This window comes from Mesorhizobium sp. M0571 (assembly GCF_040320985.1).
Lineage (GTDB): Bacteria > Pseudomonadota > Alphaproteobacteria > Rhizobiales > Rhizobiaceae > Mesorhizobium.
The window spans coordinates 1-24082 of record NZ_JAMYQT010000046.1 but is presented as its reverse complement, the minus strand read 5'-3'; the positions used below and the strand labels follow the sequence as shown (position 1 = coordinate 24082).

General features: G+C 61.9%; 21 protein-coding genes and 4 pseudogenes. 14 read left to right on the top strand and 11 right to left on the bottom strand.

The features are described from left to right. Nucleotides 1-2: 2 nt before the first annotated feature. From NKI85_RS30825 to NKI85_RS30815, 3 genes are read right to left on the bottom strand one after another with little or no spacing between them, the layout of a single operon-like run. On the bottom strand, nt 3-344 hold the full coding sequence (locus NKI85_RS30825) for a c-type cytochrome (protein ID WP_352528404.1): 342 nt from the start codon (nt 342-344) through the stop codon (nt 3-5). Between the two features lie 54 nt (nt 345-398). Beyond that, nucleotides 399-725 (bottom strand): thiosulfate oxidation carrier complex protein SoxZ, encoded by a 327-nt coding sequence (soxZ, locus tag NKI85_RS30820; protein ID WP_352779867.1) that lies wholly within the window; start codon nt 723-725, stop codon nt 399-401. 15 nt (nt 726-740) lie between these two features. Continuing rightward, nucleotides 741-1187 carry a thiosulfate oxidation carrier protein SoxY gene (locus NKI85_RS30815; RefSeq protein ID WP_352779866.1) on the bottom strand — a complete coding sequence of 149 codons (447 nt, stop codon included), beginning with the start codon at nt 1185-1187 and terminating at the stop codon, nt 741-743. Nucleotides 1188-1470: 283 nt separating this feature from the next. Between NKI85_RS30815 and NKI85_RS30810 the strand changes: the two are divergent. The 3 genes and pseudogenes from NKI85_RS30810 to NKI85_RS30800 all read left to right on the top strand — a co-directional run. Next, a pseudogene (locus tag NKI85_RS30810) lies at nt 1471-1813 on the top strand (sulfite exporter TauE/SafE family protein); the annotation flags it as partial. Nucleotides 1814-2350: 537 nt separating this feature from the next. Next, a complete protein-coding gene (locus NKI85_RS30805) occupies nt 2351-3670 on the top strand; it encodes a DUF2130 domain-containing protein (protein WP_352779865.1) in 1320 nt (439 codons plus the stop codon). Nucleotides 3671-3893: 223 nt separating this feature from the next. Next, complete coding sequence (locus NKI85_RS30800; RefSeq protein ID WP_352528412.1) at nt 3894-4361, top strand: Ros/MucR family transcriptional regulator; 468 nt, start codon at nt 3894-3896, stop codon at nt 4359-4361. A 102-nt stretch (nt 4362-4463) separates the two neighbouring features. On the opposite strand, the gene NKI85_RS30795 is transcribed toward NKI85_RS30800, so the two are convergent. The 7 genes and pseudogenes from NKI85_RS30795 to NKI85_RS30765 form a co-directional block, all read right to left on the bottom strand. Then, nucleotides 4464-4889 carry a DUF309 domain-containing protein gene (locus NKI85_RS30795; RefSeq protein ID WP_352779864.1) on the bottom strand — a complete coding sequence of 142 codons (426 nt, stop codon included), beginning with the start codon at nt 4887-4889 and terminating at the stop codon, nt 4464-4466. Between the two features lie 433 nt (nt 4890-5322). After that, complete coding sequence (locus NKI85_RS30790) at nt 5323-6579, bottom strand: CapA family protein (RefSeq protein WP_352528416.1); 1257 nt, start codon at nt 6577-6579, stop codon at nt 5323-5325. A 69-nt stretch (nt 6580-6648) separates the two neighbouring features. Continuing rightward, a complete protein-coding gene (locus NKI85_RS30785) occupies nt 6649-7494 on the bottom strand; it encodes a transporter substrate-binding domain-containing protein (protein ID WP_352528418.1) in 846 nt (281 codons plus the stop codon). A gap of 1 nt (nt 7495) precedes the next feature. Then, complete coding sequence (gene alr, locus NKI85_RS30780; protein WP_352779862.1) at nt 7496-8662, bottom strand: alanine racemase; 1167 nt, start codon at nt 8660-8662, stop codon at nt 7496-7498. After that, nucleotides 8652-9382, bottom strand: a pseudogene (locus tag NKI85_RS30775) (ABC transporter permease). The gene alr and the pseudogene NKI85_RS30775 overlap by 11 nt, the downstream one beginning before the upstream one ends. An 11-nt stretch (nt 9383-9393) precedes the next feature. Next, nucleotides 9394-10053, bottom strand: coding sequence for an ABC transporter permease (locus NKI85_RS30770; protein WP_352528424.1), 660 nt, complete (start codon nt 10051-10053; stop codon nt 9394-9396). Nucleotides 10054-10066: 13 nt separating this feature from the next. Next, a pseudogene (locus NKI85_RS30765) lies at nt 10067-10845 on the bottom strand (ATP-binding cassette domain-containing protein). 400 nt (nt 10846-11245) lie between these two features. Between NKI85_RS30765 and NKI85_RS30760 the strand changes: the two are divergent. Then, nucleotides 11246-12172: a LysR family transcriptional regulator gene (locus tag NKI85_RS30760; protein WP_352779861.1), complete on the top strand. Its 927-nt coding sequence runs from the start codon at nt 11246-11248 to the stop codon at nt 12170-12172. A 377-nt stretch (nt 12173-12549) separates the two neighbouring features. After that, the gene (locus NKI85_RS30755; protein WP_352528426.1) at nt 12550-13287 is read left to right on the top strand and encodes a hypothetical protein; all 738 of its coding nucleotides are present in this window, start codon (nt 12550-12552) and stop codon (nt 13285-13287) included. Between the two features lie 135 nt (nt 13288-13422). Here the strand turns inward: NKI85_RS30755 and NKI85_RS30750 are convergent, their stop codons facing one another. Beyond that, entirely contained in the window at nt 13423-14388 is a 966-nt protein-coding gene (locus tag NKI85_RS30750) for a LysR family transcriptional regulator (RefSeq protein ID WP_352528428.1), read from the bottom strand. Between the two features lie 130 nt (nt 14389-14518). Between NKI85_RS30750 and NKI85_RS30745 the strand changes: the two genes are divergently transcribed. From NKI85_RS30745 to NKI85_RS30705, 9 genes and pseudogenes are all read left to right on the top strand, one after another. Next, nucleotides 14519-15952 carry an amidase gene (locus NKI85_RS30745; protein ID WP_352779860.1) on the top strand — a complete coding sequence of 478 codons (1434 nt, stop codon included), beginning with the start codon at nt 14519-14521 and terminating at the stop codon, nt 15950-15952. Nucleotides 15953-15988: 36 nt separating this feature from the next. Beyond that, the gene (locus NKI85_RS30740; RefSeq protein ID WP_352528432.1) at nt 15989-17287 is read left to right on the top strand and encodes an ABC transporter substrate-binding protein; all 1299 of its coding nucleotides are present in this window, start codon (nt 15989-15991) and stop codon (nt 17285-17287) included. A gap of 89 nt (nt 17288-17376) precedes the next feature. Next, nucleotides 17377-18198 carry an ABC transporter ATP-binding protein gene (locus NKI85_RS30735; protein ID WP_352779858.1) on the top strand — a complete coding sequence of 274 codons (822 nt, stop codon included), beginning with the start codon at nt 17377-17379 and terminating at the stop codon, nt 18196-18198. Then, nucleotides 18198-18923 carry an ABC transporter ATP-binding protein gene (locus NKI85_RS30730; protein ID WP_352779857.1) on the top strand — a complete coding sequence of 242 codons (726 nt, stop codon included), beginning with the start codon at nt 18198-18200 and terminating at the stop codon, nt 18921-18923. The genes NKI85_RS30735 and NKI85_RS30730 overlap by 1 nt, the downstream gene beginning before the upstream one ends. Before the next feature lie 4 nt (nt 18924-18927). Next, a complete protein-coding gene (locus NKI85_RS30725; RefSeq protein WP_352528438.1) occupies nt 18928-19815 on the top strand; it encodes a branched-chain amino acid ABC transporter permease in 888 nt (295 codons plus the stop codon). A gap of 8 nt (nt 19816-19823) precedes the next feature. Next, entirely contained in the window at nt 19824-20912 is a 1089-nt protein-coding gene (locus NKI85_RS30720) for a branched-chain amino acid ABC transporter permease (RefSeq protein ID WP_352528440.1), read from the top strand. Between the two features lie 11 nt (nt 20913-20923). Further along, entirely contained in the window at nt 20924-22507 is a 1584-nt protein-coding gene (locus NKI85_RS30715) for a GMC family oxidoreductase (RefSeq protein WP_352528442.1), read from the top strand. An 8-nt stretch (nt 22508-22515) separates the two neighbouring features. Continuing rightward, complete coding sequence (locus NKI85_RS30710; protein ID WP_352528444.1) at nt 22516-23616, top strand: histone deacetylase-like amidohydrolase; 1101 nt, start codon at nt 22516-22518, stop codon at nt 23614-23616. A gap of 264 nt (nt 23617-23880) precedes the next feature. Further along, a pseudogene (locus NKI85_RS30705) lies at nt 23881-24082 on the top strand (ABC transporter permease subunit); the annotation flags it as partial.

Sequence of the window (24082 nt, the reverse complement as noted above, 5' to 3'; positions counted from 1 at the left end):
CGCTACTTTCCCTGCGCTGCGACATAGCGCGCGACGCTCGCGATCTCCTCGTCGCTGAGCGACAGCGCGATAGCGTGCATGATGTGATTTGGACTCTCGCTCGCCCGGTAGGCAAGCAGGGCGTTGGTGAGCCTCTCCTCACCAAGCCGGATGATGCTGGGAACGCCTGTGCCGCCGCCATCGAGGCGATGGCAGGACGCACAGGTCGCGGCGAGTTGAGCGCCTTGATCGGCCCCCGCCGCCGCGCCGGATTGGCTGACGAGAAGCACGAGGCCCGTGGCAATCGCAGATCTCGCGACGGGGCGCATGCTGAATACCCGTCTGTTTCGGAGTTTTCCGGTCACGCTCCCACTCAACTTGTCACGCCATAATTCGCGCAGCTCGATTGCGTCGCCACCTCAACCGACCGTGAGCCGGTGCGACAACGTGTAGACGGCACCACCGTCCTCCTCCCAGACGAAATCGAGCCGGCCGCTCTCCGTCGCGCGCAGGGAAAATTCGAAGAACGGGTTAGCCGAAATCGCCTCGTGGAGATCGACGCTGAACACCACGGATTGGTTGTAGCGGCAGACAAACCTGTTGATGATCTTGCGCGGGATTACATTGCCTTGATCATCATGGCGTAGCCCTGTTTCCATCTCATGGCTGATGATGGTCTTGACCTGACAAAACTCTCCCTTCGCGGCAGCGCTCGGCACGATCACGCGTGGTGTCGGGGTAGTCACTGTCTCTCTCCGATCTCAGGCACAGCCATCCGTGGCGACACGGACCCACGTCGTGGTCATCAGCAAATTGCCGTCATTCATTTCGGCGACAGCGACGACATGTTGCGGTTTGGCAAGACGGATGCGTGTCGACACGCGAGGTAGACTGCGTTGTGGGACGAAATGGAAACTGGCGACTTCGATAAGCGGGTTTCGCGGCGCGAACACGCGCATTTGCCTCACATGGTCGGCCTCAGTCATGGGGCTGTCGATGTAAAGACTCATGGGTACGGTATAGCCGGTCGGGAAGTCCCTCGGCATTATCAGGTGAAGGCGATCCGATACCGTGGCCGTCCGTCCGGTGAGCTGTTCGACGAGATCCAGCGCTTCATCGTTCGCACGCGCGCTCTGCGGCGAGAAGAGCGCGACTCCGGCAAAGCCTGCACTCCCTGCGATCAACACATCGCGGCGCGTCAAGCTCATCGTCCCGGTCTCCAAACCCTGCCACCTCTTTAGGCCACCTTAAGAACACATCGGCGGCCGCAGGCAGCGCACTCGGACACATGAGTGCGGCAGCTTCTGCTAAATTTAGCACCGACAACCGCTGGGAGCAATCTCGCGGAAGTGCCCATGGACGTCCTTTAAACCAATGCATTCTGTTCAATAACGATATTCAACTATTCAACTTGCACGATGGAGTTTGCGGCGGCCTAAAACCAATAGAAGCGTTGGAAGTTCCTGCTCGACCGCTTCCAGCGAGAGATATCTCGCCGCCATCGGCCTGCTTGGCACAAGTGGATAGCCTCGGTACGTCATCGGAACCGGTCAATGCGAGCGAGTTCCTGATTGCCCTTTCGGTCTCGTTTAGATTCCTCGCCGCGATTCTTACCGGCCGTTGGGAGCACGCCGGCGGTTTCTGCGACTACCTAACTTCGTTTGCCGGCCTGATCGCTGGAGGCGTTTTTGCGGACCGCAGTCGGGATAGATGGTCACAGGCATTGCGGGAAAGAACGCTCTTGCGGGTTGTCGGATCTCTGATCACACTCTTGGCCTGCTATCAGATGCTCGAATTAACTGGAGCGCTCGAACCGCGCCAGCGCAATGTCTGATTTACAAGCATGCGCGACATTCATGATAAGGCTGAAAAAGGACGGGTTAGGGTCATGGACGCCGGTTCCGTCGAACGCCCGGTTTCTGGAAAGGAAATCGGCTCCCGAAGGTCTCGAGTGGGTCAAAGGCGTGAATTTGACGACATCACGGTCTCAATCAGCGCGGATAGAGATTTCAGTTTCGAACGGAAACGGGAAGCTGAAAGAGCTGGCGGAATTGCCGGTGCAATGAAAGAATCAGCCCAGCGAACTTTCAGCTCCGTCCAGGCGAAAAGGACGGAATTCGGCATTTGCATGCGATCTCGACATTTCGGAAATACACGTCGAGGGTAATCGACCTGCCTGGCAATCGAGTCATGCTGAGGTTGCCGCCGCTCGCGCAGGCGATCATTCCACAAAACAAGTTTAAGAAGCGGCTCCCCTAGCTTTGCGGCGGGGATAACCCATAAGTTCACTCTTTGTTCTTTTCCGAAAACGCGTGGCGAGATATAGTCTGGCGTGGTCCTAAAACAGATTCCTCAGGGAGGCAGCGCGCAGATGACCATCCAGCCCACCAATACCATGCTGCAGGGGGACAGGATTCCCAATGAACCGACGATCAGCTGCCCAAGCTGCAAGACGGAAATCAAGCTCAATGAGTCGCTCGCCGCCCCTTTGATTGCCGCCACGCGTGAAGAATACGAAATGCGCCTGACGCAGAGCAAGGCATCGATGGCTGCCAGAGAAGAGGAGCTCAAGCGCCAGCAGGCCGAGATCGCCGCCGCCAAAGAGGAGATTGCCAACCAGGTGGCAGAGCAAATCAAGCTTGAGCGTGCCGGGATCGCGGTCGAGGAAGCCCGCAAGGCAAAATTGCTGCTTTCGGTAGACCTGGAGGACAAGGATAAGAAGCTTGCCGAGCTGGAGGCGACGTTGAAGGCGCGCGACGAAAAGCTCACCGAGGCCCAGCAGCAACAGGCGGAATTCCTGAAAAAGCGGCGTGCGCTTGACGATGAAAAGCGAGAGATGGCGCTGACCATCGAAAGGAAGATCCAGGAAGGATTGGACGCCGTTCGCCTCAAGGCGAGGTCGGAAGCCGAAGACGGCCTTAAAATGAAGGTTGCGGAAAAAGAAGAACAGATCGCCGGCATGCAGCGTCAGATTGAGGAGCTGAAGCGCCGTGCGGAACAGGGTTCCCAGCAGCTGCAGGGTGAAGTGCTGGAGCTCGAGCTGGAAGCCCTCATTGCCAGCCGGTTCCCGATGGACATCATTGAACCGGTTGCCAAGGGTGAGTTCGGCGGAGATGTTCTGCACCGCGTGGTCGGTCCGGCCGGCCAGCCATGCGGCGCCATTTTATGGGAATCGAAACGCACCAAGAACTGGAGCCAGGGTTGGCTGGGGAAGCTCAGGGCCGATCAGCGGGCCGCAAAGGCGGATATCGCGCTGATGATCTCGGAAGCGCTGCCTCCCGGTGTGGAAACCTTCGATCTTCTGGACGGGGTCTATGTCGCCCATCCCAAATGCGCGATGCCGATCGCCATCCTGCTCCGGCAATCCCTTATCGAGCTGGCGAACTCCCGCCTCGCCCAGGACGGCCAGGCTACCAAAATGGAGCAGGTCTATGGCTATCTGACCGGTCCGCGGTTTCGCCATCGCGTCGAGGCCATCGTCGAAAAGTTCTCTGATATGCAGGAGGACCTGGCAAAGGAACGCAAGGCCACAACACGCCTGTGGGCCAAGCGGGAGGCTCAAATACAAGGCGTAATCGAGTCGACCGTCGGGATGTACGGCGATTTGCAAGGTATCGCTGGAAAGGTGATGCAAGAAATTGAGGGCTTGGAGGTTCTGGCCATCGAAGCATCTCTGCCCGATGCCGAATAGGCAATCGGCATGCAGCCAACAGAAAAACGATTGGCAATCTGGAACGGCTTGCCAGACGAACAGGGGACGGACCAACACGCGCACGACGCGGGATGCGTTGCCATGACCGCTGTGCAGAACAGGCATCGCAATAGTGCCCAATGCATTCGTTGCGTTTGGCGCCAACCGCCACTATGAAACGGACAATTTCGCCGACTGTCTTTCAAGCCGCCAGGAGAGTTTCGTGACAGAAGAAGCTGAAAGCAATGCCGACAACCTGATCGAACTCACTGCCGACGTCGTCTCGGCCTATGTCTCGAACAATCCGGTTCCGGTCGGTGACTTGCCGGCCCTCATCAGTCAGATCCACGCCGCATTGAAGGGCACCGGCGGCGGCGGTGCTGCGCCGGATAAGTCCGGGGCTCTCAAGCCTGCCGTGCCGATCAAGAAATCGGTCACTCCGGACTACATCGTCAGCCTTGAGGACGGGAAGAAGTTCAAGTCGTTGAAACGCCATCTCGCGACCCACTACAACCTGACGCCCGACGAATATCGCACCAAATGGGCCCTGCCAGCGGACTACCCGATGGTCGCGCCGAACTATGCCGCAGCGCGCTCGGCATTGGCCAAGACGATGGGGCTCGGCCGAAAGCCGAAAGAACCGGAAAAGGCGGCGCCGGTGAAGCGGACGCGCAAGAAGACCGCGGCCTGATTGCTGCAGATCCGTCGGCCTATGTAGCCCGGACACAAAATAGGCGGGAGTAACCAGCCTTCCACAGGCGAAGCTGGGCTGAACGGTACCAAGGGTTGCCGATCAGACACTCTCAAGTTTTGGTGCGAGAATAAAATCGAAAACGGGCTCGGGCTGGTCAGGCTTTGGCTCTGGCAAAATGGCCCGGGTAGTTACGGCCGCTTCGGCATATTCTGCAAGCGCGGCAGGTGTCATCCCGAGCGCAGTCTCAAAGAGCCGGCTCGGCACCGTCACCACCTGACGAAAAAGCGCGGCAGCTTTTGTCGCATGGCGCACGGCAGCGACCCGCTTTCCCTCGCGGATTTTCACCCCGGCTGCGGCCAGCAGGATCAGTCCTTTGAAGAACAGGCGGTGCTGCGTGCTTCGTTTCGCAGCGTGCCAAAGAGGCTCCCAAGCCTCATGGGCTTCCCAGTAATAGCCGTGGTTGAAAAGGTCGATTCCCCATCGAAAGACATCCGAGCCCAGTGCTTTCGCAAGGGCGATGGTCACGGGCTCGTTTCGGTAGCTATGGCCCAAGGGGTCACGTACCGGATGTGGATGTTTGCCAGGCAGGTACGCATAGGTCGGAAAACTCTTTTCGGGCAGCAGGCGAGGACGAGACATCGGCCCAGCAAGCATGAAAGCGCGTTGATGGCAATTCATGTCACATGGAGCTGACGGCATAGGCTTCATCTATCAGAGCTGAGGCCGTGGATGGGGCTGAGTTCCGGTTTCTGGAGATTTTCCTCCCAATTTCAGACTGCCTTTTTATGCGACTTTCGAAGCACAAATGAGGAACGTAGCCTGTCGCCATTGGTGGTTTGGAGAAGAATCGGACCACGGAGGCCGATAAAGGTCTGATGTCCAACAGGAGCGGTTAAGAGACGCCTGGATGTGAACGACATCGGAGTCCCCGCTCGGTTGTGCACCGAATTCCGGGAGATCAAAGCGAGCCTTCCGCTCGCAAGCAGCCACCTATCATTTCGTGACCCCTTTCGACTGCGATTGACACGCCGTGCGACCGTGAGCGGGCTGCCAAGTCCTCGATCATCTCCGTTGCTAGCCCTTTCGGGGCTGGAACCGGAACGATCCGCTCATGATAGTTGTCAGCGTCCAGCCTTTCGCCGCCGATGACAATGGGATGGAGATCGATCGACTGAAGGCGAGAGCTAGCATCGAAGCGGCACGTCGCGACAACGCTCTTCCAAACGTCCAGCGCACTCCACACCACCTCGCCCTCATTGAGATGGAAGAGAAAATTACCCAGCCCGAAGAAGATTGGTGCGCCGCGATAGATTTCCACAGGCTGCAGGACAGGAGCACCATGACTGACGAACACCCCTGCCCCGGCATCGACGCAGGCGCGCGCGAGCGACTGAACCCATTCTGGAACCTCCCGCCAGTTGGGCTCCCAATGATGATGGTGGAGGTAGGCGATGACGAAGGCACCCTCCGCGGCGGCCCGACGGATCGTCGAGAGGTGACTTTGCAGGCTCGCCTCGTCCACCAGGATCTGGCGCCTGTTCTTCGAGGAGCAGCAAAAGATCGTTCCGTAAAAATCGATCTCGTCAGTCGATTGAAGGTCAGGCGGATCGTGCGGCTGGGCATAGTTGCCCCGTTCCATTGGACTGCTTTGGAAGATGTCCTGAATGCCGGTCAGGCTCGCAAACACCTTGGGATCGACCTCAAATCGCCTCGAGACGTCAAGCCCGTTCACGCCGGGCCTCGCAGGACGTCGGTCCGTCGCGTCGGCTGCGTACATAGTCGCTGGGCCGGGTCCCGCGTCCATGGCAACAAGCGCCACCCGTCTCGTGCCGAAGGTTTTCATTCCCGGCCGACGCGCATCCGCGGCATCGACACCGATGCCAGCGTGAAGGAATCCTCTCTCCGCCACCTCTTCGAGCGTCGACAGAACGCCGGGGGGGCCGAGGTCGAAGGCATGGTTGTTGGAAAGCGCCAGGGCGTTGAACCCGATGTCCTTCAGCGCATCCAGCACGGCAGGTGCCGAACAGCCGAAGTAGGAACCCTTCATCGGCCATCCACCATGCCGGCCGAACACCGTCGTCTCGAAATTTGTAAAGGCGATATCAGCTTGCCGGATCAGCGCCTTGATCGCGGCAAATCCGTCGTCCGAGACCTGCCGAACATCATGATGAATGAGAGATTGCCCGGTCAGGACGAGCGTGAACGGTAAAGACATAGTGGCGTACCTTGGAGATGAATTTAGGAAGTGGCGGCCCTAAGGCCGCCGGAAGTCGCTGGGGAGCGGTCACTTTGCGAGCTGCGGGGAAATATCCACGCCGAACCACTTCTGGCTGATCCTGCCGAGCGCGCCGTCCTTGACGCTCGCTTCGATGGCCTTGTCGAAGGCTTCGACGAGATCGGCGTCCTCCTTGCGAAGACCGACACCGACGCCGGGGCCCCAAGTGCCGCCTGAAAGCTGCGGGCCGAAAAATTCGACCGCCTTCCCCTCCGGCGTGTCGAGGAACCGCTTCCACACCAAACGGTCTCCCAAGCCTCCGTCGATACGTTCGGATGTGAGGTCGAGCTTGATATTCTCCTGGCTGTCATAGCTGCGCACCTCCGCAAGATCGCCGAAGAGTTCCTGGACGACCGCCTCCGAATTGGACGAGCGAAGGACACCGAGGGTCCTGCCCTTCAGGTTTTCCCTCAGTTTTTCGATGATCTCCTTCTTCGCCGCGTCGATGTCCGTCAGGTTCAGTTTCGCATTGATGTCGCTGGGGGGCAGGCCGAGCCCCCGGCGCATGACGATTTGGTTCGGCGCCGCCGCATAGGGAATGGAGAAGGCGATCGATTTCTTGCGCTTTTCCGTGATCGACATGCCGGCGATGATCGCGTCGTATTTCTTCACGAGAAGGCCGGGGATGATCCCATCCCAGTCCTGGGCGACGAAGGTGCATTGCAGCTTCATCCGAGCGCAGAGCTCGTTGCCGACGTCGATGTCGAAGCCGACGAGCGCGCCGTTCTCGTCGATATAGTCCCACGGCGGTGAGGCTCCTTCCGAGGCAATGGTGATCCCTGTGCGCTCTCCGGCATGGGCGAGGCTGGCAACCAGCAGGAAAGCCGCGAGGGCGCAACTCAGATGTCGTTTCATGTTATTCCCCTTCTTCTTGGTTCGGTTTCGATTGTGGTGCGACGTCTATCCGTCGCAGGCTCTCCCGCAGGCCGCAGGCGACGCCCGTTTCGTCCGTGTTCCAGGCTTCGGCGAGTTCCGGCAGCGTGATGCGGTCCGCGCAGGAAGAGCCGAGCAGGACCGCTTCGTCCCCGAGCATCGCTTCGGGAATATCCGTGACATCGATGCGAAGATGTTCGAGATGGATGGGCGGCACGATGGGCGCGCGCCGTCGCTTGACGAGCACCGAAGCCGAGGAACCGAGGTATCGCGGCACCCCATGCCCCCAACCGATCCCCAGCACCGCCAGACGCATGGCCGGGTGGTATCCCGGCAGGCCCGGAGGCGCCCCCATGCTGTCGTGGCACGTTTTGAGCGCGACGATACGCGCCTTGATCGCCGACAGGGCCGGGCGGATGGGCAGGGTTCGGCTCCCGGTGCGAGAACGGGTCATTCCGAAGAGGAGCGCACCGGGATCGACCGCATCCATGTCGAATTCCGGGTGGTGAAGCAGGCTTTCGCTGCTTGAGACCATGACGGTTGCGGGAAGGCGCCCCTTTGCCTTCAGCTCTTCGAGAAGCGGCGTCAGGCGTGCAACCTGCGCCAGCGCCGAGGAGCCGGCGTCGCCGAACTCGTTGAGATGGGCATAAAGACCGTCAACGGCGACATTGCCTTCAGAAGCGCACAGATCGATCAGACGTTGGAGGTCGGAAGGAGCCACACCAGCGCGCCAAAAGCCCAGATCGACCTTCACGAAAACCTTGAGCGACGCGCCGGTCGCAAGCCAGCCGGCCAAGTCCTCCTCACCGGAAATCGAAATCGTCAAATCGAGATCCCGGGCAAGATCGACAGCGTTCGGCCCAATGCCCGGATACATGAGGATGGGTTTTCCCGGCGCCGCTTTTCGTACGGCCAGAGCGTCGGCGATCGACACCACGCCGAAGGCGTCGGCGCCCGCCGCGGACAAGAGAGACGCGACCTTCCCCGCCCCGCATCCATAAGCGTCCTGTTTCAGGCAGGCGAAGACTTTTGCGTCGGGGTCGATCACCGCCCGGATGGCGCGATAGTTGGAGGCGATGGCCGACAAGTCGATTTCACGCCATGCAGTCTCGCAGAGCGGCAATGGGTTTTGACGAGGACTATTGTTCATGGGCCACCTGCTGCAGGGCGACCCGACAAGGGTGTATTTTTACCCGTGGCGCGCCATTCAACCGGGCTTCCAGCGCATGGAAGAAGCTGGTCAGGAGGAATGTTAGGCCGAGATAGAGCACGCCGGCGGCAATGAAGATCTCGTAGGGTGCAAAGTTTCCGAAACCAGTTTTCGCGAAAGGCCGGTGATCTCCAGCAAGGTCACGGTGCTGGCGAGCGACGTCGCTTTCACGAGGCTGATAACCTCATTGGCATAGGAGGGAAGCACGCTTCGAAAGGCGATTGGGAAGATGATCCGGCGCTTGATCTGCAACGGCGACATGCCCACCGCTTGCGCCGCCTCGATCATCCCAGTGGCCACGGCCTGGATCCCGCCGCGAAAAATCTCCGCCGTGTAAGCAGCGCCGTTCAGGGAAAAGGCAAGCAGGCAGCACCAGAAAGGATCGCGCAGCAGGACCCACAGGACGCTCGAGCGAATGGCCCCGATCTGGCCGAGGGCGTAATAAATGATGAAAAGCTGGACGAGCAGCGGCGTGCCGCGAAACACATAGGTATAGGCGAGTACAGGCAGGGACAACCACCGCCGAGACGACGCGCGCATGAAGGCCAGAGGTACAGCAAGGACGAGGCCCGCAAGGAGCGATGCGAATGTCAGGAGGAGCGTCAGCGGAATGCCGCGGGCTAGAGTGACCGTGCTGGCGAGGAGAAGCGTAATATCCATGATAACGTTCCTCAGTGTCCGGGAAGGGCAAAACGCCGTTCGAGCAGGTTGAAGACCAACAACGCAAGACTCGTCAGCGCGAGATAGAGGGCCGACGCGGCGAGATAGAACGTCAGCGGCGCCCGCAACGAGCCCGCGCCGATGGCGGCGACTCGCATGATGTCCGTCAGCCCGACGATCGAGATCAGCGACGTTTCCTTGACAAGAGAGATCGACTGGTTAGCAAGTGCCGGCAGAGCGATGCGCAGCATCTGTGGAAGGATGACCAACAGCCAGTTCTGCCACGGATGCAGCCCGAGCGAGCGGGCCGCCTCGATCTGTCCCGTCGGTATGCTGAGCACCGCTCCTCGGAAAATTTCTGCCGTATAGGCGCCGAAGACGACGGTGAGGGAAACGACCCCGGCGAGGAACGCGTTGACCTCGACATAACGACCGAAGAAGGCGCTGATGGCGACCGTTCCGCCGAAATAAATCAGCAGGATGATGATGAGTTCGGGCACGCCGCGAATGATCGTCGTGTAGAAACCGACCACGAGGCTTAACGCCCTCCACCGCGACAATCGCCCAGCCGCGGCAAGCAATCCGAGCGCCATGCCGAGCACGCCGCTGACAAGCGCCAGCAGTACGGTAGTCTTCAGTCCGCTGACGAACTGCACCACGAACCCGTCCATGCGCGAACTCCTTCTATCGGTGTGAAGCGAGAAAGCCGCGAAGGCGGCTGGAGACGGGAGAGGTGAAGAATTCCTGCGGCGGGCTTTCCTCTTCGATCAGCCCGCGGTGCATAAAGGCTGCCCGCGTCGATACCTCCCGCGCGAAAGCCAGTTCGTGGGTGACGATCACCATCGTGCGCCCTCCTCCGCAAGCGCAGCCATGACGCGCAGCACTTCGCCCACCAGTTCCGGGTCCAACGCAGAGGTCGGCTCGTCGAAGAGCAGCACGCGTGGCTCCATCGCCAGCGCGCGGGCAATCGCCACGCGCTGCTGCTGGCCGCCGGAGAGATGGCGGGGATGGGCGTCCGCCTTGTCGGAGAGCCCGACCTTGGCGAGGTAGTGACGCCCGAGATCGGCGGCCGCATTGCGCCGGATACCCTTGACGAGGATGGGGCCTTCCGTGACGTTCTCAAGCGCCGTCTTGTGGGGCCAGAGATGAAAGTTCTGGAAGACCATGCCCATCGACGTCCGGATCCGCTGGACCTGCCGATGGTCGGTGGCGCTGGACTGGCCTCCCCGCTGCGATGCAGCTCGGATCGCCAGCTTCTCACCGTGGATCCAAATGTCGCCGCGGTCGGGGACCGTCAGGAGATTGAGGCACCGGAGAAGCGTGCTCTTGCCCGAGCCGCTGCTGCCAACGATCGAGAGAATCTCGCCTGGCCGGACGTTGAGATCTACGCCACGCAGGACATCGTTGCCGCCAAGGCGCTTTTCGATGCGCTCGGCGCGGATGCCGTGCGGCTGGTGAAACATCGGACCGCTCGGCATCAGGCACTCCGCGCTGCAGACTGCGTGCCGCCGATACGAGCCACGGGGAATGCTGGACACGGCAAAGCCCTTGCTGCGCGCATGGAGCGGCACCACCCTTTTGCTTTCGGTTGTCGATGTGTAGGAGCGCCCCTTTGCTCCGGTGGCGCCGAGCGCCTTCGGAACGACGTCTTAACCTCAGAATTGCCTGCGAGCTTCCCGAGGTCAATTTATAAGCGAAATTATTTTTCGATAAGTTCAGCTAATATGGTCCAATGTCGTCTCAACGCGAATGACCGTCCCCTAGCGCTGCAGCAAGCAATCGGCGTGGCGCAATCGGCATAACGGTATAAGTTGATCTTTGTACGGGAAAGGCGGCAATCGGCAGCCGCACGGAAGCCTCATCATGGTGGAAATCTCGAAAACAGGCATCACGCTCCGCCAGCTTCAGATCCTGCGCGAGGTCGTCAGGTCGGGCTCGGAGCGGGCTGCTGCCAAGGTGCTCGAAATCACCCAGCCGGCCGTCAGCCAGCAAATTCGGATATTGGAGGGTCTGCTCGGAGTGCAATTGTTCGTGCGTGACAAGGGGCGGCTTCTTCCGACCGCCCAGACGATGACCCTTTTTCGCGATACCGACGCAACCTTCGTTCAGATGGAGAGGATTGCCAAGACGGTCGCGTCTCTCAAGGGTGTCGATAGCGACACGATCAGCATCGCGGCGCCGCACGTCTTCTCGCTCCGACTTCTTCCGGAGGCTTTTTGCAAGCTGCGCTCACGTCAGCCGATCGCAGGGATTGTTCTCAAGTCGGGCACCTACCCGGACGTGGCGGACCACGTGCTGGAGGGACGCGCCGACCTCGGAATTGCGCGGCTGCCGCTGGACGGCAACGTCTTCGACTGGTGCCCGGCGACTACCGCAACCAATGTTTACATCTTCCCCCGTGGCCACCGGTTCACCCAAAAGGACATCATCAGGCCGGAAGACCTCGTAGGGGAACCGCTTGCGGATGTCGAACCCCGGATGCAATCCCACCTCATGAATGAGAACGCCCTGAGATACATGGGGGCGGAACCGCATCTGGCGATACAGGTCGATGTCATCGGTCAAGAGGTCAGTTTCGTCGCCGCAGGCCTAGGCATTTCAAGCAGCAACACCTTTGCCGCCCGGCAGTTTGCGTTCTTTCCTGTAGAAGTCCGCCCCTTTGAGCCAAGCGCGCTCTATCATTACGTCGTGTTCTGGCAAAAAGGCCGGCGGTTGGGCACACTGCTTCAGGAAGCAATGAATGTGCTCGTCGAGTGCGCGCAGGACCGGCCGGAACGTCCTGATTTGTAAAGCCGCAACATCCTGCCTTGAGGGGATTCGAATCGCAGACCGTGTAGATGCAGCAGGTCGAAACCGGCCTCGGGTCATTTTGGACTGCATCTTTTGCGACGTTCAGCGAAACAGCGCCATAACGGCTTTGCTCATATCCCACTCATTCGCCGTCCGCGATAGCCTCGTCGTCGCGACGATCCTAGGCTGAGTCACCGTCCAAGCCGTGCCGGTGCTATTTGGTTGCGAGCCGTAAGATTTTCGCGAATTCTTGAAAAATCCTTCCAGCGCTTTTTCCGACTCTGCAGAATGCCGGCTTGAGGGGGATATGAGCGACTCATCGACACCAGATGGACTCATGCTTCGCCCCGTGCCGCTTACCTCGGTACGGGAGAGAGATGGTCGTCCGTATACGCGATTTGACGACGTCGAAGAGGAAATCGCCGAAGTCCTTCAGCGAGGCTATGCTTGGTGACCCAAAGGCGATCTTCTACCTCGTCGACCAGGCAGGAATCGAGGGAACCGTCTCGAAACGAGCCGACAGCAAATATCGCAGCGACCCGACGTCGAACTGGCTGAAGACAAAGAGCTGGACGATCGACGAATTTGAGCTGCTCGGCGTCAAGCGCGAGCGAGGCGAGGCGGCATTCGCCTGTTTGGCCGAGCCGGGCACCGGGAAATACCGCGGTTCTGCCTTCATCACCTTCGGCCGCGACATGAAGGATCGGCTGTGGAAACGCGTCCCGGAGCATGCTGGGCCGAGGCCAGAGGCCGTCAAGGAGAGGCCGGCCGCGGAGTGGGTCAAACCTGGTGTAAAGCTACGCGTCAAGCATCTTCGTGGCGACCACAGCCACATAAGTCATGCGTCACTGCTGGGTTTCGGGATGAGACTAGAGAGGCCGGCCGGCGCGGATCATGGCGCGGGCGATCGCAAGCTGCGCCTCGCGCCTTGGCGTTTCGCCCCCCGGTCTTCCAGCTTGATCGCGGCTTGCCGACGGGCCTGGGAAATACCCCGAACGTCAATTTCGGTCCGGGGTCCGGCTCAAGCCCATCAACCCAACGAACGTGTGTCGGTCCGTGATCTCGTCGATTGCACAAAGGCGATTACACTGGCGATCGAGCATTGGTGCCGGTGAAAACGTAGGCGCGCACCGAAGAGTTGTCGCTATGCTGTCCGTCGATCTCAAACATCTCGATCAGGAATCTGCCGCCTCGGGCGCGGTTGCAACGCTAGCCGGTCTCTGTAGTTGCGCGCAACGCGCGGGGGCGGCTCAGCCATCTCTGGCGACTAGCAGGAAAGGTTCGCGCTCCGGTGTCGTCACCGAAAAGCCCGCCGGGCCGACTGCGGTGAAAAAGCGATGGAATATCTCGATGAAGACACGCACGAAGAGCGGCTTTGCCGAGCCGTACATGTCGGCGACGATCAGTGTCGGCGGCGGCAATTCATCGAAGATCGGCTTGCGGACGATGTCGTCGCCATCCGCGGTGGCACGGCCGATCGGCCGCATGTTGAGGACGGCCATGCCGAAGCCCGAAGCGACGGCCGAGCGGACCGTTTCATAGGAGCGCGTGCGAAAGCGCACTTCCGGCCGTTTCGCCAGCACGTCGAACAGGGTCAGAAGATAGGTCGCCGTGTGCGGCAGGTCGAGCAGCACCAGCGGCCGTGCCGCCAGTTCCGCCAGCCAGATGCCGTCGCGCGCGGCGAGGGGGTCGTCCGCATTGAGCACGGCATGCGCCGGCACTTTGCAGATGCGGGTGACGCTGTCGATGCCGATCGGGCCGATGTCGTAGAGAATGGCGAGATCGATATGGCCGGCGACAAGCCGTTCCTGCAACTGGACCTGGTCGGCCTCGACAAGGTCGATCTCGACATCGCCGACGCTGTCGAGATAGCTGCGCAGCATCTCCGGCATGAACAGGGCGCCGAACGGCTCGAAGCAGCCGATGCGCAGGACCTTCGGCATGCGCCCGCTGAGATCGCCTATCGACCGGTTGAACTCCGTTTCCGCCGCCAGCATGATGCGGGCGGCGGCGACGAAGCGTTGGCCGGCCGGCGTGATGGAGACGCCGCGCGCCGGCCGCCTGTCGAAAATGCGCGCCCCCATCCCGGCCTCGGCCAGCGTGATCGCCGCCAGGATGGAGGATTGCGAGATGTAAAGCGATCTGGAGGCCGCCAGCACGCTGCCGAGGCGGGCGACTTCGCAGACATAGCGCAACTGCCGGATGGTCAGGTTCATGGCTCTTGTTACATTAAATAACGAATGTTCCCCACAACAATACATTTTATAGTGACGAAGAAACCCGCCAGATTGCCCGGGCTGACAAGGCTGCCGGAAGAGCGGCCATGGAGTGAGGGGTTCGAACTGCATGCCGAATGGGATTTCTCCCATTGCCGACGCCGATGAGCTGTGCCGCCTGAGCGCTGCGGAGCTTGCCGCCGCCTACCGCGCTGGATCGCTGTCGCCCGTCGAGGTGACGACGGCGGCGCTGGCTCGCGCCGAAGCGATCAATCCGCTTTTCAACGCCTTCACCATGATCGACCGCAAGGGTGCGATCGAGGCCGCAGATGCCTCCGAGAAACGCTGGCGGGCAGGCGAGCCGCTGTCCGCCGCCGACGGCATACCCACGACGCTGAAGGACATCGTCTGGGTCGAGGGCTGGAGCGTGCGCTACGGCAGCAGGACGACGACTTCTGCCGCCTATGACAGGGATGCTCCCGCCGTTGCCCTGCTGCGCAGAGCGGGCGCGGTCTTCATCGGGCAGACAACGACGCCCGAATTCGGCTGGAAGGCGATCACCGACAGCGGCCTCTACGGCATCACGCGCAATCCCTGGAATGCGCAAAAGACGCCCGGCGGTTCTTCCGGCGGAGCGGCAGTGGCGGCCGCGACCGGCGCCGGCGTCTTCCATCTCGGCACCGATGGCGGCGGCTCGATCCGTATCCCGGCCTCGTTCACCGGCATCGCCGGACTGAAGCCGACCTTCGGCCGCGTGCCGGCTTATCCGTCGAGCGCGTTCGGAACCGTCGCTCATATCGGACCGATGGCGCGGACAGCGCTTGATCTTTCCGTCATGGCCGACGCCATGTCCAGCCGCGATATCAGCGACTGGCAGCAGGGCGTGGGAACGCTTTCGCCGCTTGGCAGGATCGAAGACACTTTGCAGGGCGCCCGGATCGGCTACTGGTCGAAGCCGCCGTCAGGAGCGCTGGATTCCGGGATGGCCGCCGCCGTCTCTCAAGCCTTGACGTATCTCGATGCGTTTGGCGCGACGGTCGAGCCGATTGATCTTCCGGGTGGCGATCTTCTCGATCTTTTCCAGCATCACTGGTTCACCGGCGCCGCGGCGCGGCTGGCGCTGGTTGCGCCAAGCGAACGGGCGGGCATCGATCCGGGCTTCCTGGAGATCGCGCGCGCGGGGGCGGCGTTCGACGTCCAGGCGCTCGTCGCCGCGCAATTGGAGCGCACCGAATTCGGCGCCGCCATGGACCGGCTGCTCGACGCCTATGATTTCATCGTTTCGCCGGGAACATCGGTGCCGGCGTTCGACGTCGGACTTGAAGTGCCCTTAGGAAGCGGCCTGTCGTGCTGGACCGAATGGGCGGCGTTCAGCTACCCGATCAATCTCAGCCAGCAACCGGCCTGCGTCATCCCTTGCGGCATGACCGCGGCGGGCCTGCCGGTCGGCTTCCAGATCATCGGCGCGCGCGGCGACGATGCCCGCGTGCTGTCGGCGGCGGCCGACCTGGAGGCCGCTTTTCTGCCCATAACCCAAGCGTTTCGCCTGAAGGATTTTGCGTGAAAAGACCATAACCAACGCCAAAAAGGGAACTTTGCCATGATGAACAGACGTGCAATGCTGCAAGGCGTGGTCGGTGCGGGTGCGGCCGGAGCCGCGCTTCTTGCCGACATGAACAATGCCGCAATCGCCCAGGATGCCACGCCAATTCCGGTTGGTTCGGCCCTGCCGATGTCCGGCATCGCCGCCGCCGACGGCATCGAGTTCAAGAACGGTCTCGAGCTTGCTGCCGAGGAGATCAATGCGGCGGGCGGCATTCTCGGCCGGCCTGTCGAGATCCACATCGAAGACACCAAGGAAATGGGCGCCGACCTCGTAAGCCAGTCGATGCAGCGCCTGATCGACCGTTTCGAGGCGCCGGTCATCATCAACGGCTACAATCTCGGCACCAACATGATCGAGATGGACGTCGCCGCCGACAACGACGTCATCATGATGCACTACAACACGCTGATTTCGCACAATGAGAAGTTCAAGACCGACCCGGCCCGCTATTACAGCTCCTTCCAGGGCGACCCGCCGGAGTTCTGGTATGGACCGGGCTGCCTGAATTTCCTCAAGACGCTTGCCGCGGACGGCAAATGGAAGGCGCCGAACAAGAAGATCGCCATCATTCCGTCGGCCAACGAATATTCGATCGTCATTGCCAACGCGATCCGCGACAAGGCCGCCGAATACGGCTTCGAGGTCAGCCTGTTCGAGACCGTTCCGTTCCCGACCAACCAGTGGGGACCGACGCTGGCAAAACTCCGCCAGGACCCGCCGGCGGCGATCCTGGTGACGCATTTCCTGCCGCAGGACCTGGCGCAGTTCATGGTCCAGTTCCTCGCCGAGCCGATCAACAGCCTGATCTACATGCAGTACGGACCATCGCTGCCGGCTTTCCGCGAGATCGGCGGCGAGGCGGTCAACGGCGTCGTCTATTCGACGGTGATCGGCTGTCTGCCGGACGATTTCTCTAAGCCGTTCCGCGAGAGCTACCGGGCCAAATTCGGTCCGAACTCCGCCTACATCACGGGATCGCAGACCTATGACGGCCTGTGGATGTGGGCGCTTGCCGCGGCGATCGCCGGCGGTCCGGGCGAACCGATGAACAAGGAGCAGACCACCAAGGTGGCCAATGCCATGAAGCGCCTGGTCTATCGCGGGGTCAACGGCACCTATAGGGCCGATCCGGCCGGCCAGTCGGCCTTCTGCTATCCGACGCAGGTGGCCGATCCGTCGCTTGGCATGCCGCACCAGTTCCTGCAGCATCAGGACTACAAGACCGATCCGAAGCTGATCGCGCCGGTGCTCTATGCGACGGACAGTTTTATCCTGCCGCCATGGATCAAATGAGCCGAGCGTAGAAATGAAACCAACGAACCGGCCGGGTTTTGCGCCCGACCGGTTGCCACCAGGTAGAGAAAAAATGCCAGGCAAACGAGATGACTGAGGCCGCGGGCCCGATGCTGGTTTGTGACGGAGTGGTCAGACGGTTTGGCTCGTTGGCCGCCGTCGACGGCGTGTCGATGGTGGTCAATCCGGGCGAGATCGTCGGCATTGGCGGGCCGAACGGCGCCGGCAAAACGACCTTCTTCGACGTGGTGACCGGGATCACGCCGGCCAGCGGTGGCCGCGTGCATTTCGGCGACACCGACATATCGGCCTTTCCGGCCGACCGCATCTGCCAGCTCGGCATGGCCCGCACCTTTCAGCTCAATGCCGCCTTCGACAGCCTGACCGTCCGCGAAAACATCGATATCGCCGCCTATTTTGGCCGGCAGCGGCGAAGGCTGGCTGGCTTCCGCCTCGGCGAGGATGTCCGGCAGGCGACGATCGAGGCGCTGGACTTCGTCGGGCTTGCGGCCAAGGCCGACGAGACCGTGGCGCGGCTCCCGGTGCTCGACCGCAAGCTCCTGATGATTGCCGGCGCCATCGCCACCCGGCCGAAAATGCTCTTCCTCGACGAGCCGGTCGGCGGGCTCAACGTCGCCGAGATCGACCACATCATGGCGATGGTGCTGAAACTGCGCGACCAGGGGCTGACCATCGTCCTGATCGAGCACGTCATGCGCTTTCTGCTGGCACTCTCCAATCGTGTCATCATCATGCATCATGGCAAGGTGATCTTCGAGGGCCGGCCGGACAAGGTCGCCGAGGACCAGACCGTCGTCGAAACCTATCTCGGCCAGGGCACGCAGAAACGACTGAAGAAATTCTTCGACAACCAGGCCGCTGCGAACCCTCTCACAATGGGGATGCCATGATGGGCGCAGCCGCAAAACCGCCTGTCCTGCAGCTCGACAACATCGTCTCCGGCTATGACGGGCTCGACGTGCTCAAGGGCATTTCGCTGACCGTTCATGCCGGTGAGTTCGTGACCGTCGTCGGCCCGAACGGCCATGGCAAGTCGACGTTGCTCAAGACCATCTCCGGCCTGGTGCCGCTGCGCGCTGGGCAGATAGGTATCGACGGCCAGCGCCTGTCCGGCAAGCCGCATGAGACGGCGATGCTGGGCGTCGCACACGTGCCACAGGGCGACATGTTGTTCGCGCAGATGAGCGTGCTCGAAAACCTCCTGATGGGCGCCTATCTGGCACCGGACAAGGCGGAGATCACGCGCCGGCTGGACGAGGTCTACGCACTTTTGCCGAAGCTTGCCGACCGCCGCAACCAGATCGCCTCGAGCCTGTCCGGCGGCGAACGGCGCATGGTCGGCATCGGCCGCGGCCTGATGATGGGCGGGCGCATCCTTCTGATCGACGAGCCGTCACTCGGCCTGGCGCCGCTGATCATCGACCAAGTCTACGGCGTCATTGCCGAACTGAGCAAGGCCGGTCGGACCGTCCTGCTGGTGGAGGAGAACCCTGCGCGGGTCGAGGATCTCGCCGACCGCCTGCATCTGCTCGACGACGGCGCAATCGTCTGGTCAGGCAAGCCCGCCGAGCTGATGGCGCGCGACGAGCTCCTCGCAACCTATCTTGGAGGCTGACGCCATGGTCGATGTGCTCATGGCCATTCTCGTCGCCGGCTTCACCTCGGGCGCGCTCTATGCCCTGGCGACGGTCGGGCTGTCGCTGGTCTGGGGATCGATGGGCATGCTCAACATGGCCCATGCGGCGATGCTGACGCTTGGCGGCTATGTCGCCTTCACGGTGATCACCTCGCTCGGCCTGCCGATCGCGATAGGCTTCATGGGCGCTATCCTCGTGGGTGCTGTGGCCGGCGCCATCCTCTATTTCGCAATAGTGCGCAACCTGTTGAAGAACGACAAGTCGACATTCGAAGCCAATGTCATGATCGCCACGGTCGGCATCGGCATCGCGCTCGAGAACGCCATCCTCCTTACCTATGGTGGACAGCCGCTGAAGCAGCCGGTTTCGATCGCAGGCACTTTTCGCGTCGGGCCGCTGACGCTGCCCTGGCAGAACCTTTTGATCATCGCGGTCGTCGTCGTCATGATGGTGGTGGTCTCGCTGGCGCTCGGCCGCACGCGGATGGGCCGGGCGATCCGGGCGACGGCGCAGAACCGCGACGCGGCCCAGCTCATGGGCGTCGCCGTCAACCGCGTCTATCTGCAGGTGCTGATGCTATCCGGCGCGCTCGCCGGTATCTGCGGCGTCATGGTCTCGTCAATGACGCAGCTGTCGCCGCCGCTCGGCAATGACCCGATGCTGAAGGCCTTCATCATGTGCGTGGTCGCCGGTCTCGGCAATCTGCCGGGCGCCGTCGCCGCCGCGCTTGGCCTGGCGCTGCTCGAATCCTTCGTCCAGTATGCGCTCGGCGCCCGCTGGGGGTTTCCGTCGCTGCTGTTCGTTGTCATTGCCGTGCTGATCTGGCGACCGTCCGGCCTTTTCGGCCGCGCCGAAATCCGGCGCATGTGAGGGGCATCATGACAAAGACACGTCCCATGTCGCGTTCCGCCATGTCCCGCTCGGCCAGGACCGATCTTGTCATCAGTCTGGTGCTGATCGCGGCGGCGATCGCGCTGCCGTTCCTGGTCGACAGCCGCTACATCCTCGGCCAGATCGTGCTGGCGCTGTTCTATGCGACGATCGCCTCGCAGTGGAACCTCCTGTTCGGCTTCTCCGGCATCTTCTCGCTGGCGCAAATGGCGATCTTCGCCTTCGGCGGCTATGCGACGGCGATGCTCTGCTTCTATTTCGGCTGGAACGTCTGGGCAGCACTTGTGCCCGGCGCGCTGGGCGCGGTGCTGTTCTCGCTGGTCGTCGGCCTCGCCTGCCTTCGCCTGACCGGCGTCTATGTGGCGCTGCTGACGCTGGCGATCGCCCAGACGATGTATCTGCTGATCGTCACCGACACCGAATGCTTCGTCATGGTAGGTTCCGTCTGCCGTCAGTTCACCGGCGGCGCCGTCGGCTTCGCCCGGTTCGGCGATCTCGGCACCAGGGCCTTGCTGCGCGCGCAGTGGCTGGTCGGCAACTACGCCATCATCGCGGTGCTGTTCGCGCTCACGATGGTGTTCACCTACGCGATCGTCAAAAGCCCGATCGGCCTTGCCTTCCGGGCGCTGAAGGATAATCCGGACTATGCGGTGGCGCGCGGCGTCAACCGCTTCCAGGCACAGCTTCTGGTCTTCGGCATCTCCGCCTTCTTCACCGGGCTGGCCGGCGGTTTCTATGCCGCGCATTTCCAGGCGATCGGCCCCGGCGTGCTGTCGATGTCGCAATTGATGTTCATCATCGCCATCGTCGTGGTCGGCGGCGTTGGCACGTTCTGGGGGCCGCTGGTGGGGACGGTGGTACTGGTGCTGGCCGACGAACTGATGCGCGAGAGCGGCGAGTTCCGCACGCTCGGCCTCGGCCTGATCATCGCGCTGTCGGTGGTGCTGATGCCCAAGGGGCTGGTCGGCCGCTTCGGCGATCTCGTCCACTGGCTCACGCGACGCCGCGCCAAGTTGACTGACGCAAAGCCAATAGACAGCAACATTGTGCAAAGCCCGGCCCCGGCCGGAAAATGAGAGACTTAACGATGTTCGATACGATCATAGTGGGTGCCGGCTCGGCCGGCTGCGTGCTGGCGAACCGGCTCAGCGCCGATCCTGCCCGCAAGGTGCTGTTGCTGGAGGCCGGGCGCGAGGCGCCGCTTGCCTCGGACGTGCCCTCGGACTGGCCGACCATGTTCAACACCGCCGTCGACTGGGGCTATTACACCGAGCCGCAGGCAGGCTGCCGCGGGAGGCGGGTGTTCTGGCCGCGCGGCAAGATGATCGGCGGCTCCGGTGCGCTGAACGCCATGATCTATATTCGCGGCCTGCCGTCCGACTATGATGGCTGGGCGGCCATCGGCTGTCCCGGCTGGGCGTGGGCCGACGTGCTGCCGGTGTTTAAGGCCTGTGAAAGCAATGCCGAACTCGGCAACGACCCGCTGCACGGCGCCAACGGGCCGCTGCATATCGGCAATGTCGGGCATATCGATCCCAACGAGCTTGCCTGGATCGATGCCTGCAAGGCCGCCGGCTACAAGCAGAACCGCGATTTCAACGGCGTCGAGCAGGAAGGCGTCGGCCTCTTCCAGTTCACCATCAAGAACGGCGAACGCTGGGGCACCAGCAAGGCCTATCTGCGCCCAGCGCGCGAGCGCCCCAATCTGACTGTGAGAACCGGGGTGCTGGCGACGGGCCTAATCGTCGAGAAGGGCAGGGTCAGGGGCATCCGCTATCTGGTCAATGGCGTGCCGGAGACCGCTTTTGCCGACAGTGAGGTGGTGCTGTCCTCAGGCTCGATCGGCAGCTGCCAGCTGATGCTGCTTTCCGGCATCGGCCCAGCCGACGAGCTCGCCCAGGTCGGCGTTGCCCCCGTGCACGACCTGCCGGGCGTCGGCAAGGATTTGCAGGACCACATCAACATTCCGATCACCTTCTATACGAAGGACAAGATCGGCGTCGGCGCCTGGACCGACGAGACGCTGCAGCGCGACTTTCAGGAATGGCAGACATCGCGCAGCGGTCCGCGTTCCTCGCCCTGGGTGGCGGCCGGCGGCTTCGTCAAGAGCCGGCCCGATGTCGAACCGGATTTGCAGCTTTACGGCGCCATCAGCCCGCATCGCGACTATGTGCGGTTCCTGTCATCGAAGCCCGGCATCACGCTGCACACCACGCTGCAGCGGCCGGACAGCCGCGGCGAAATCCGCCTGCGCTCGGCCAATCCGGTCGAGTATCCGGCGATCGACCCGCGCTATTTCATCAGCGACGAGGACGGCTCCGACATCGCCACGCTGGTCGAAGGCATCCGCATCAGCCGCCGGATCGCGGCGCAGTCGCCGCTTGCCGAAATGCTGGTCGGCGAAATCACGCCGAGCGCCGAATGCGAGAGCGACGCCGAGATCGCTGAGTACATTCGCGGCCACTGCACGACGCTCTATCACCCGACCAGCACCTGTCGCATGGGCACCGATCCGATGGCCGTCGTCGACCCCACGTCGATGAAGGTGCACGGGCTGGACGGGCTTTGCATCGCCGACGCCTCGGTCTTTCCAAAGATGGTCTCGGGCAACACCAACGCGCCGACGATCATGATCGCCGAACGCGCGGCGTCGATGATCCTGGCGGGGTGAGGCAAGAGATGACGACGGGCTGGAATTTCCACGAACTTTATCTCTGGCACGAGACCGGCAACGCCGCGCAGTTCTTTCAGCCGAGCCTGACCATCGAGCCGGGCGAGCATGCGGAGAATGCCGCGACCAAGCGCCGGTTCCGCAATCTGATGGAGGTTTCAGGCCTCACCGAAAAACTGTCGATGATCGCCTCGGTCCCGGTGAGCGAGGACGATCTGGCGCTGTTCCACGACCGCGATTATGTCAACCGCATCAAGCTGCTCAGCGACGGGCACGGCGGCGATGCGAGCTATCTCACCCCCTTCGGCCATGGCAGCTACGAGATCGCCTGTCTGGCTGCAGGCGGCACAGCAGCGGTGATGGATGCGGTGTTGAGCGGCGATGTCGGCAATGGCTATGCGCTGGTGCGGCCGCCCGGCCATCATGCCGAGCGCGCGCAAGGCATGGGCTTTTGCCTGTTCGGCAACGTTCCGGTCGCCATACTGAAGAACCGGGCCAAGCATGGCTTCGGGCGGGTCGCCACCGTCGACTGGGACGTACATCACGGCAATGGCACGCAGTCCGCCTTCTATGGCGACCCGTCCGTGCTGACGATCTCGATCCACCAGGATGGGCTCTATCCGCATGACAGCGGTTTTCACAAGGAACGCGGCGATGGTGGGGGCGAAGGCTACAACATCAATGTGCCGCTGCCGGCCGGGTGCGGCCACGGCGCCTACATGTCGGTCTTCGAACGGATCGTGCTGCCGGCCCTCCATCGCTACAAGCCTGATCTCATCGTCGTGCCATCGGGCTTCGATGCCTCGGCGGCTGATCCGCTGGGGCGCATGATGTTGCACAGCGGCAGCTACCGCGAGATGACGCGGCTGCTGATGCAGGCGGCGGACGACCTCTGCGGCGGGCGGCTGATGATGTCGCATGAAGGCGGCTATTCGGCCGCCTACGTGCCCTATTGCGGCCTGGCGGTGATGGAGCAATTGTCCGGCATCAGGACCGGTATCGACGACCCGTTCCTGCCGGTCTTCGAAGCCTATGCCGGCCAGCCGCTGCAGCCGCACCAGACAGTCGCTATTTCCAAGGCGGAGAAACTTTTAGGCGGCATCGCCTAGAATTCGGATTGGACTGGACGATCATGGTCGACTACCAAGGCGAATTTCCGTCGCCGCCAGCCCTCTGACGAGCTCAGCCCTTATTCAAGCTTGAGCCGGCCACTGTGCAGGCTCAAATCATGGACACGCAACCACCGATACCGCCATTCGCTGATCGTGACGATTTGAGAGAAGTAGAAGCCCGCAGTTTCGGAGGAGAACAAGGCCCTGCTCGACGACGTGAACAGGGTGCTCAAGGAGCTGAAGGACGACGGCACGCTGGGCAAGATTTCGCAGATCAGTCAACTGGCCGACCTCTACGTATCCTATGCCCGGAGTGTCCCCGTCGTGCTCCAATTGTTCGTCGCGTTCTACGGGCTTCCGTTGCTAGTCGGCCTGCTCGAGGTCGAAGACTTCGTGACGCCAACGGTAGCTGCGATAGTTGGACTCAGCCTCTATCACGGAGGATATCTGTCCGAGGTCATGC

Excerpts from the sequence above, each read along its gene's own strand:
- NKI85_RS30730 (WP_352779857.1), top strand. The coding sequence starts at position 18,198 with ATGGGCGCAGCCGCAAAACCGCCTGTCCTGCAGCTCGACAACATCGTC.
- NKI85_RS30740 (WP_352528432.1), top strand. The coding sequence starts at position 15,989 with ATGATGAACAGACGTGCAATGCTGCAAGGCGTGGTCGGTGCGGGTGCG.
- NKI85_RS30725 (WP_352528438.1), top strand. The coding sequence starts at position 18,928 with ATGGTCGATGTGCTCATGGCCATTCTCGTCGCCGGCTTCACCTCGGGC.
- NKI85_RS30760 (WP_352779861.1), top strand. The coding sequence starts at position 11,246 with ATGGTGGAAATCTCGAAAACAGGCATCACGCTCCGCCAGCTTCAGATC.
- NKI85_RS30745 (WP_352779860.1), top strand. The coding sequence starts at position 14,519 with ATGCCGAATGGGATTTCTCCCATTGCCGACGCCGATGAGCTGTGCCGC.
- NKI85_RS30815 (WP_352779866.1), bottom strand. The coding sequence starts at position 1,187 with ATGAGCTTGACGCGCCGCGATGTGTTGATCGCAGGGAGTGCAGGCTTT.
- NKI85_RS30790 (WP_352528416.1), bottom strand. The coding sequence starts at position 6,579 with ATGTCTTTACCGTTCACGCTCGTCCTGACCGGGCAATCTCTCATTCAT.
- NKI85_RS30805 (WP_352779865.1), top strand. The coding sequence starts at position 2,351 with ATGACCATCCAGCCCACCAATACCATGCTGCAGGGGGACAGGATTCCC.
- NKI85_RS30715 (WP_352528442.1), top strand. The coding sequence starts at position 20,924 with ATGTTCGATACGATCATAGTGGGTGCCGGCTCGGCCGGCTGCGTGCTG.
- NKI85_RS30735 (WP_352779858.1), top strand. The coding sequence starts at position 17,377 with ATGACTGAGGCCGCGGGCCCGATGCTGGTTTGTGACGGAGTGGTCAGA.
- alr (WP_352779862.1), bottom strand. The coding sequence starts at position 8,662 with ATGAACAATAGTCCTCGTCAAAACCCATTGCCGCTCTGCGAGACTGCA.
- NKI85_RS30755 (WP_352528426.1), top strand. The coding sequence starts at position 12,550 with ATGGTCGTCCGTATACGCGATTTGACGACGTCGAAGAGGAAATCGCCG.
- NKI85_RS30750 (WP_352528428.1), bottom strand. The coding sequence starts at position 14,388 with ATGAACCTGACCATCCGGCAGTTGCGCTATGTCTGCGAAGTCGCCCGC.
- NKI85_RS30720 (WP_352528440.1), top strand. The coding sequence starts at position 19,824 with ATGACAAAGACACGTCCCATGTCGCGTTCCGCCATGTCCCGCTCGGCC.
- NKI85_RS30710 (WP_352528444.1), top strand. The coding sequence starts at position 22,516 with ATGACGACGGGCTGGAATTTCCACGAACTTTATCTCTGGCACGAGACC.
- NKI85_RS30785 (WP_352528418.1), bottom strand. The coding sequence starts at position 7,494 with ATGAAACGACATCTGAGTTGCGCCCTCGCGGCTTTCCTGCTGGTTGCC.
- NKI85_RS30770 (WP_352528424.1), bottom strand. The coding sequence starts at position 10,053 with ATGGACGGGTTCGTGGTGCAGTTCGTCAGCGGACTGAAGACTACCGTA.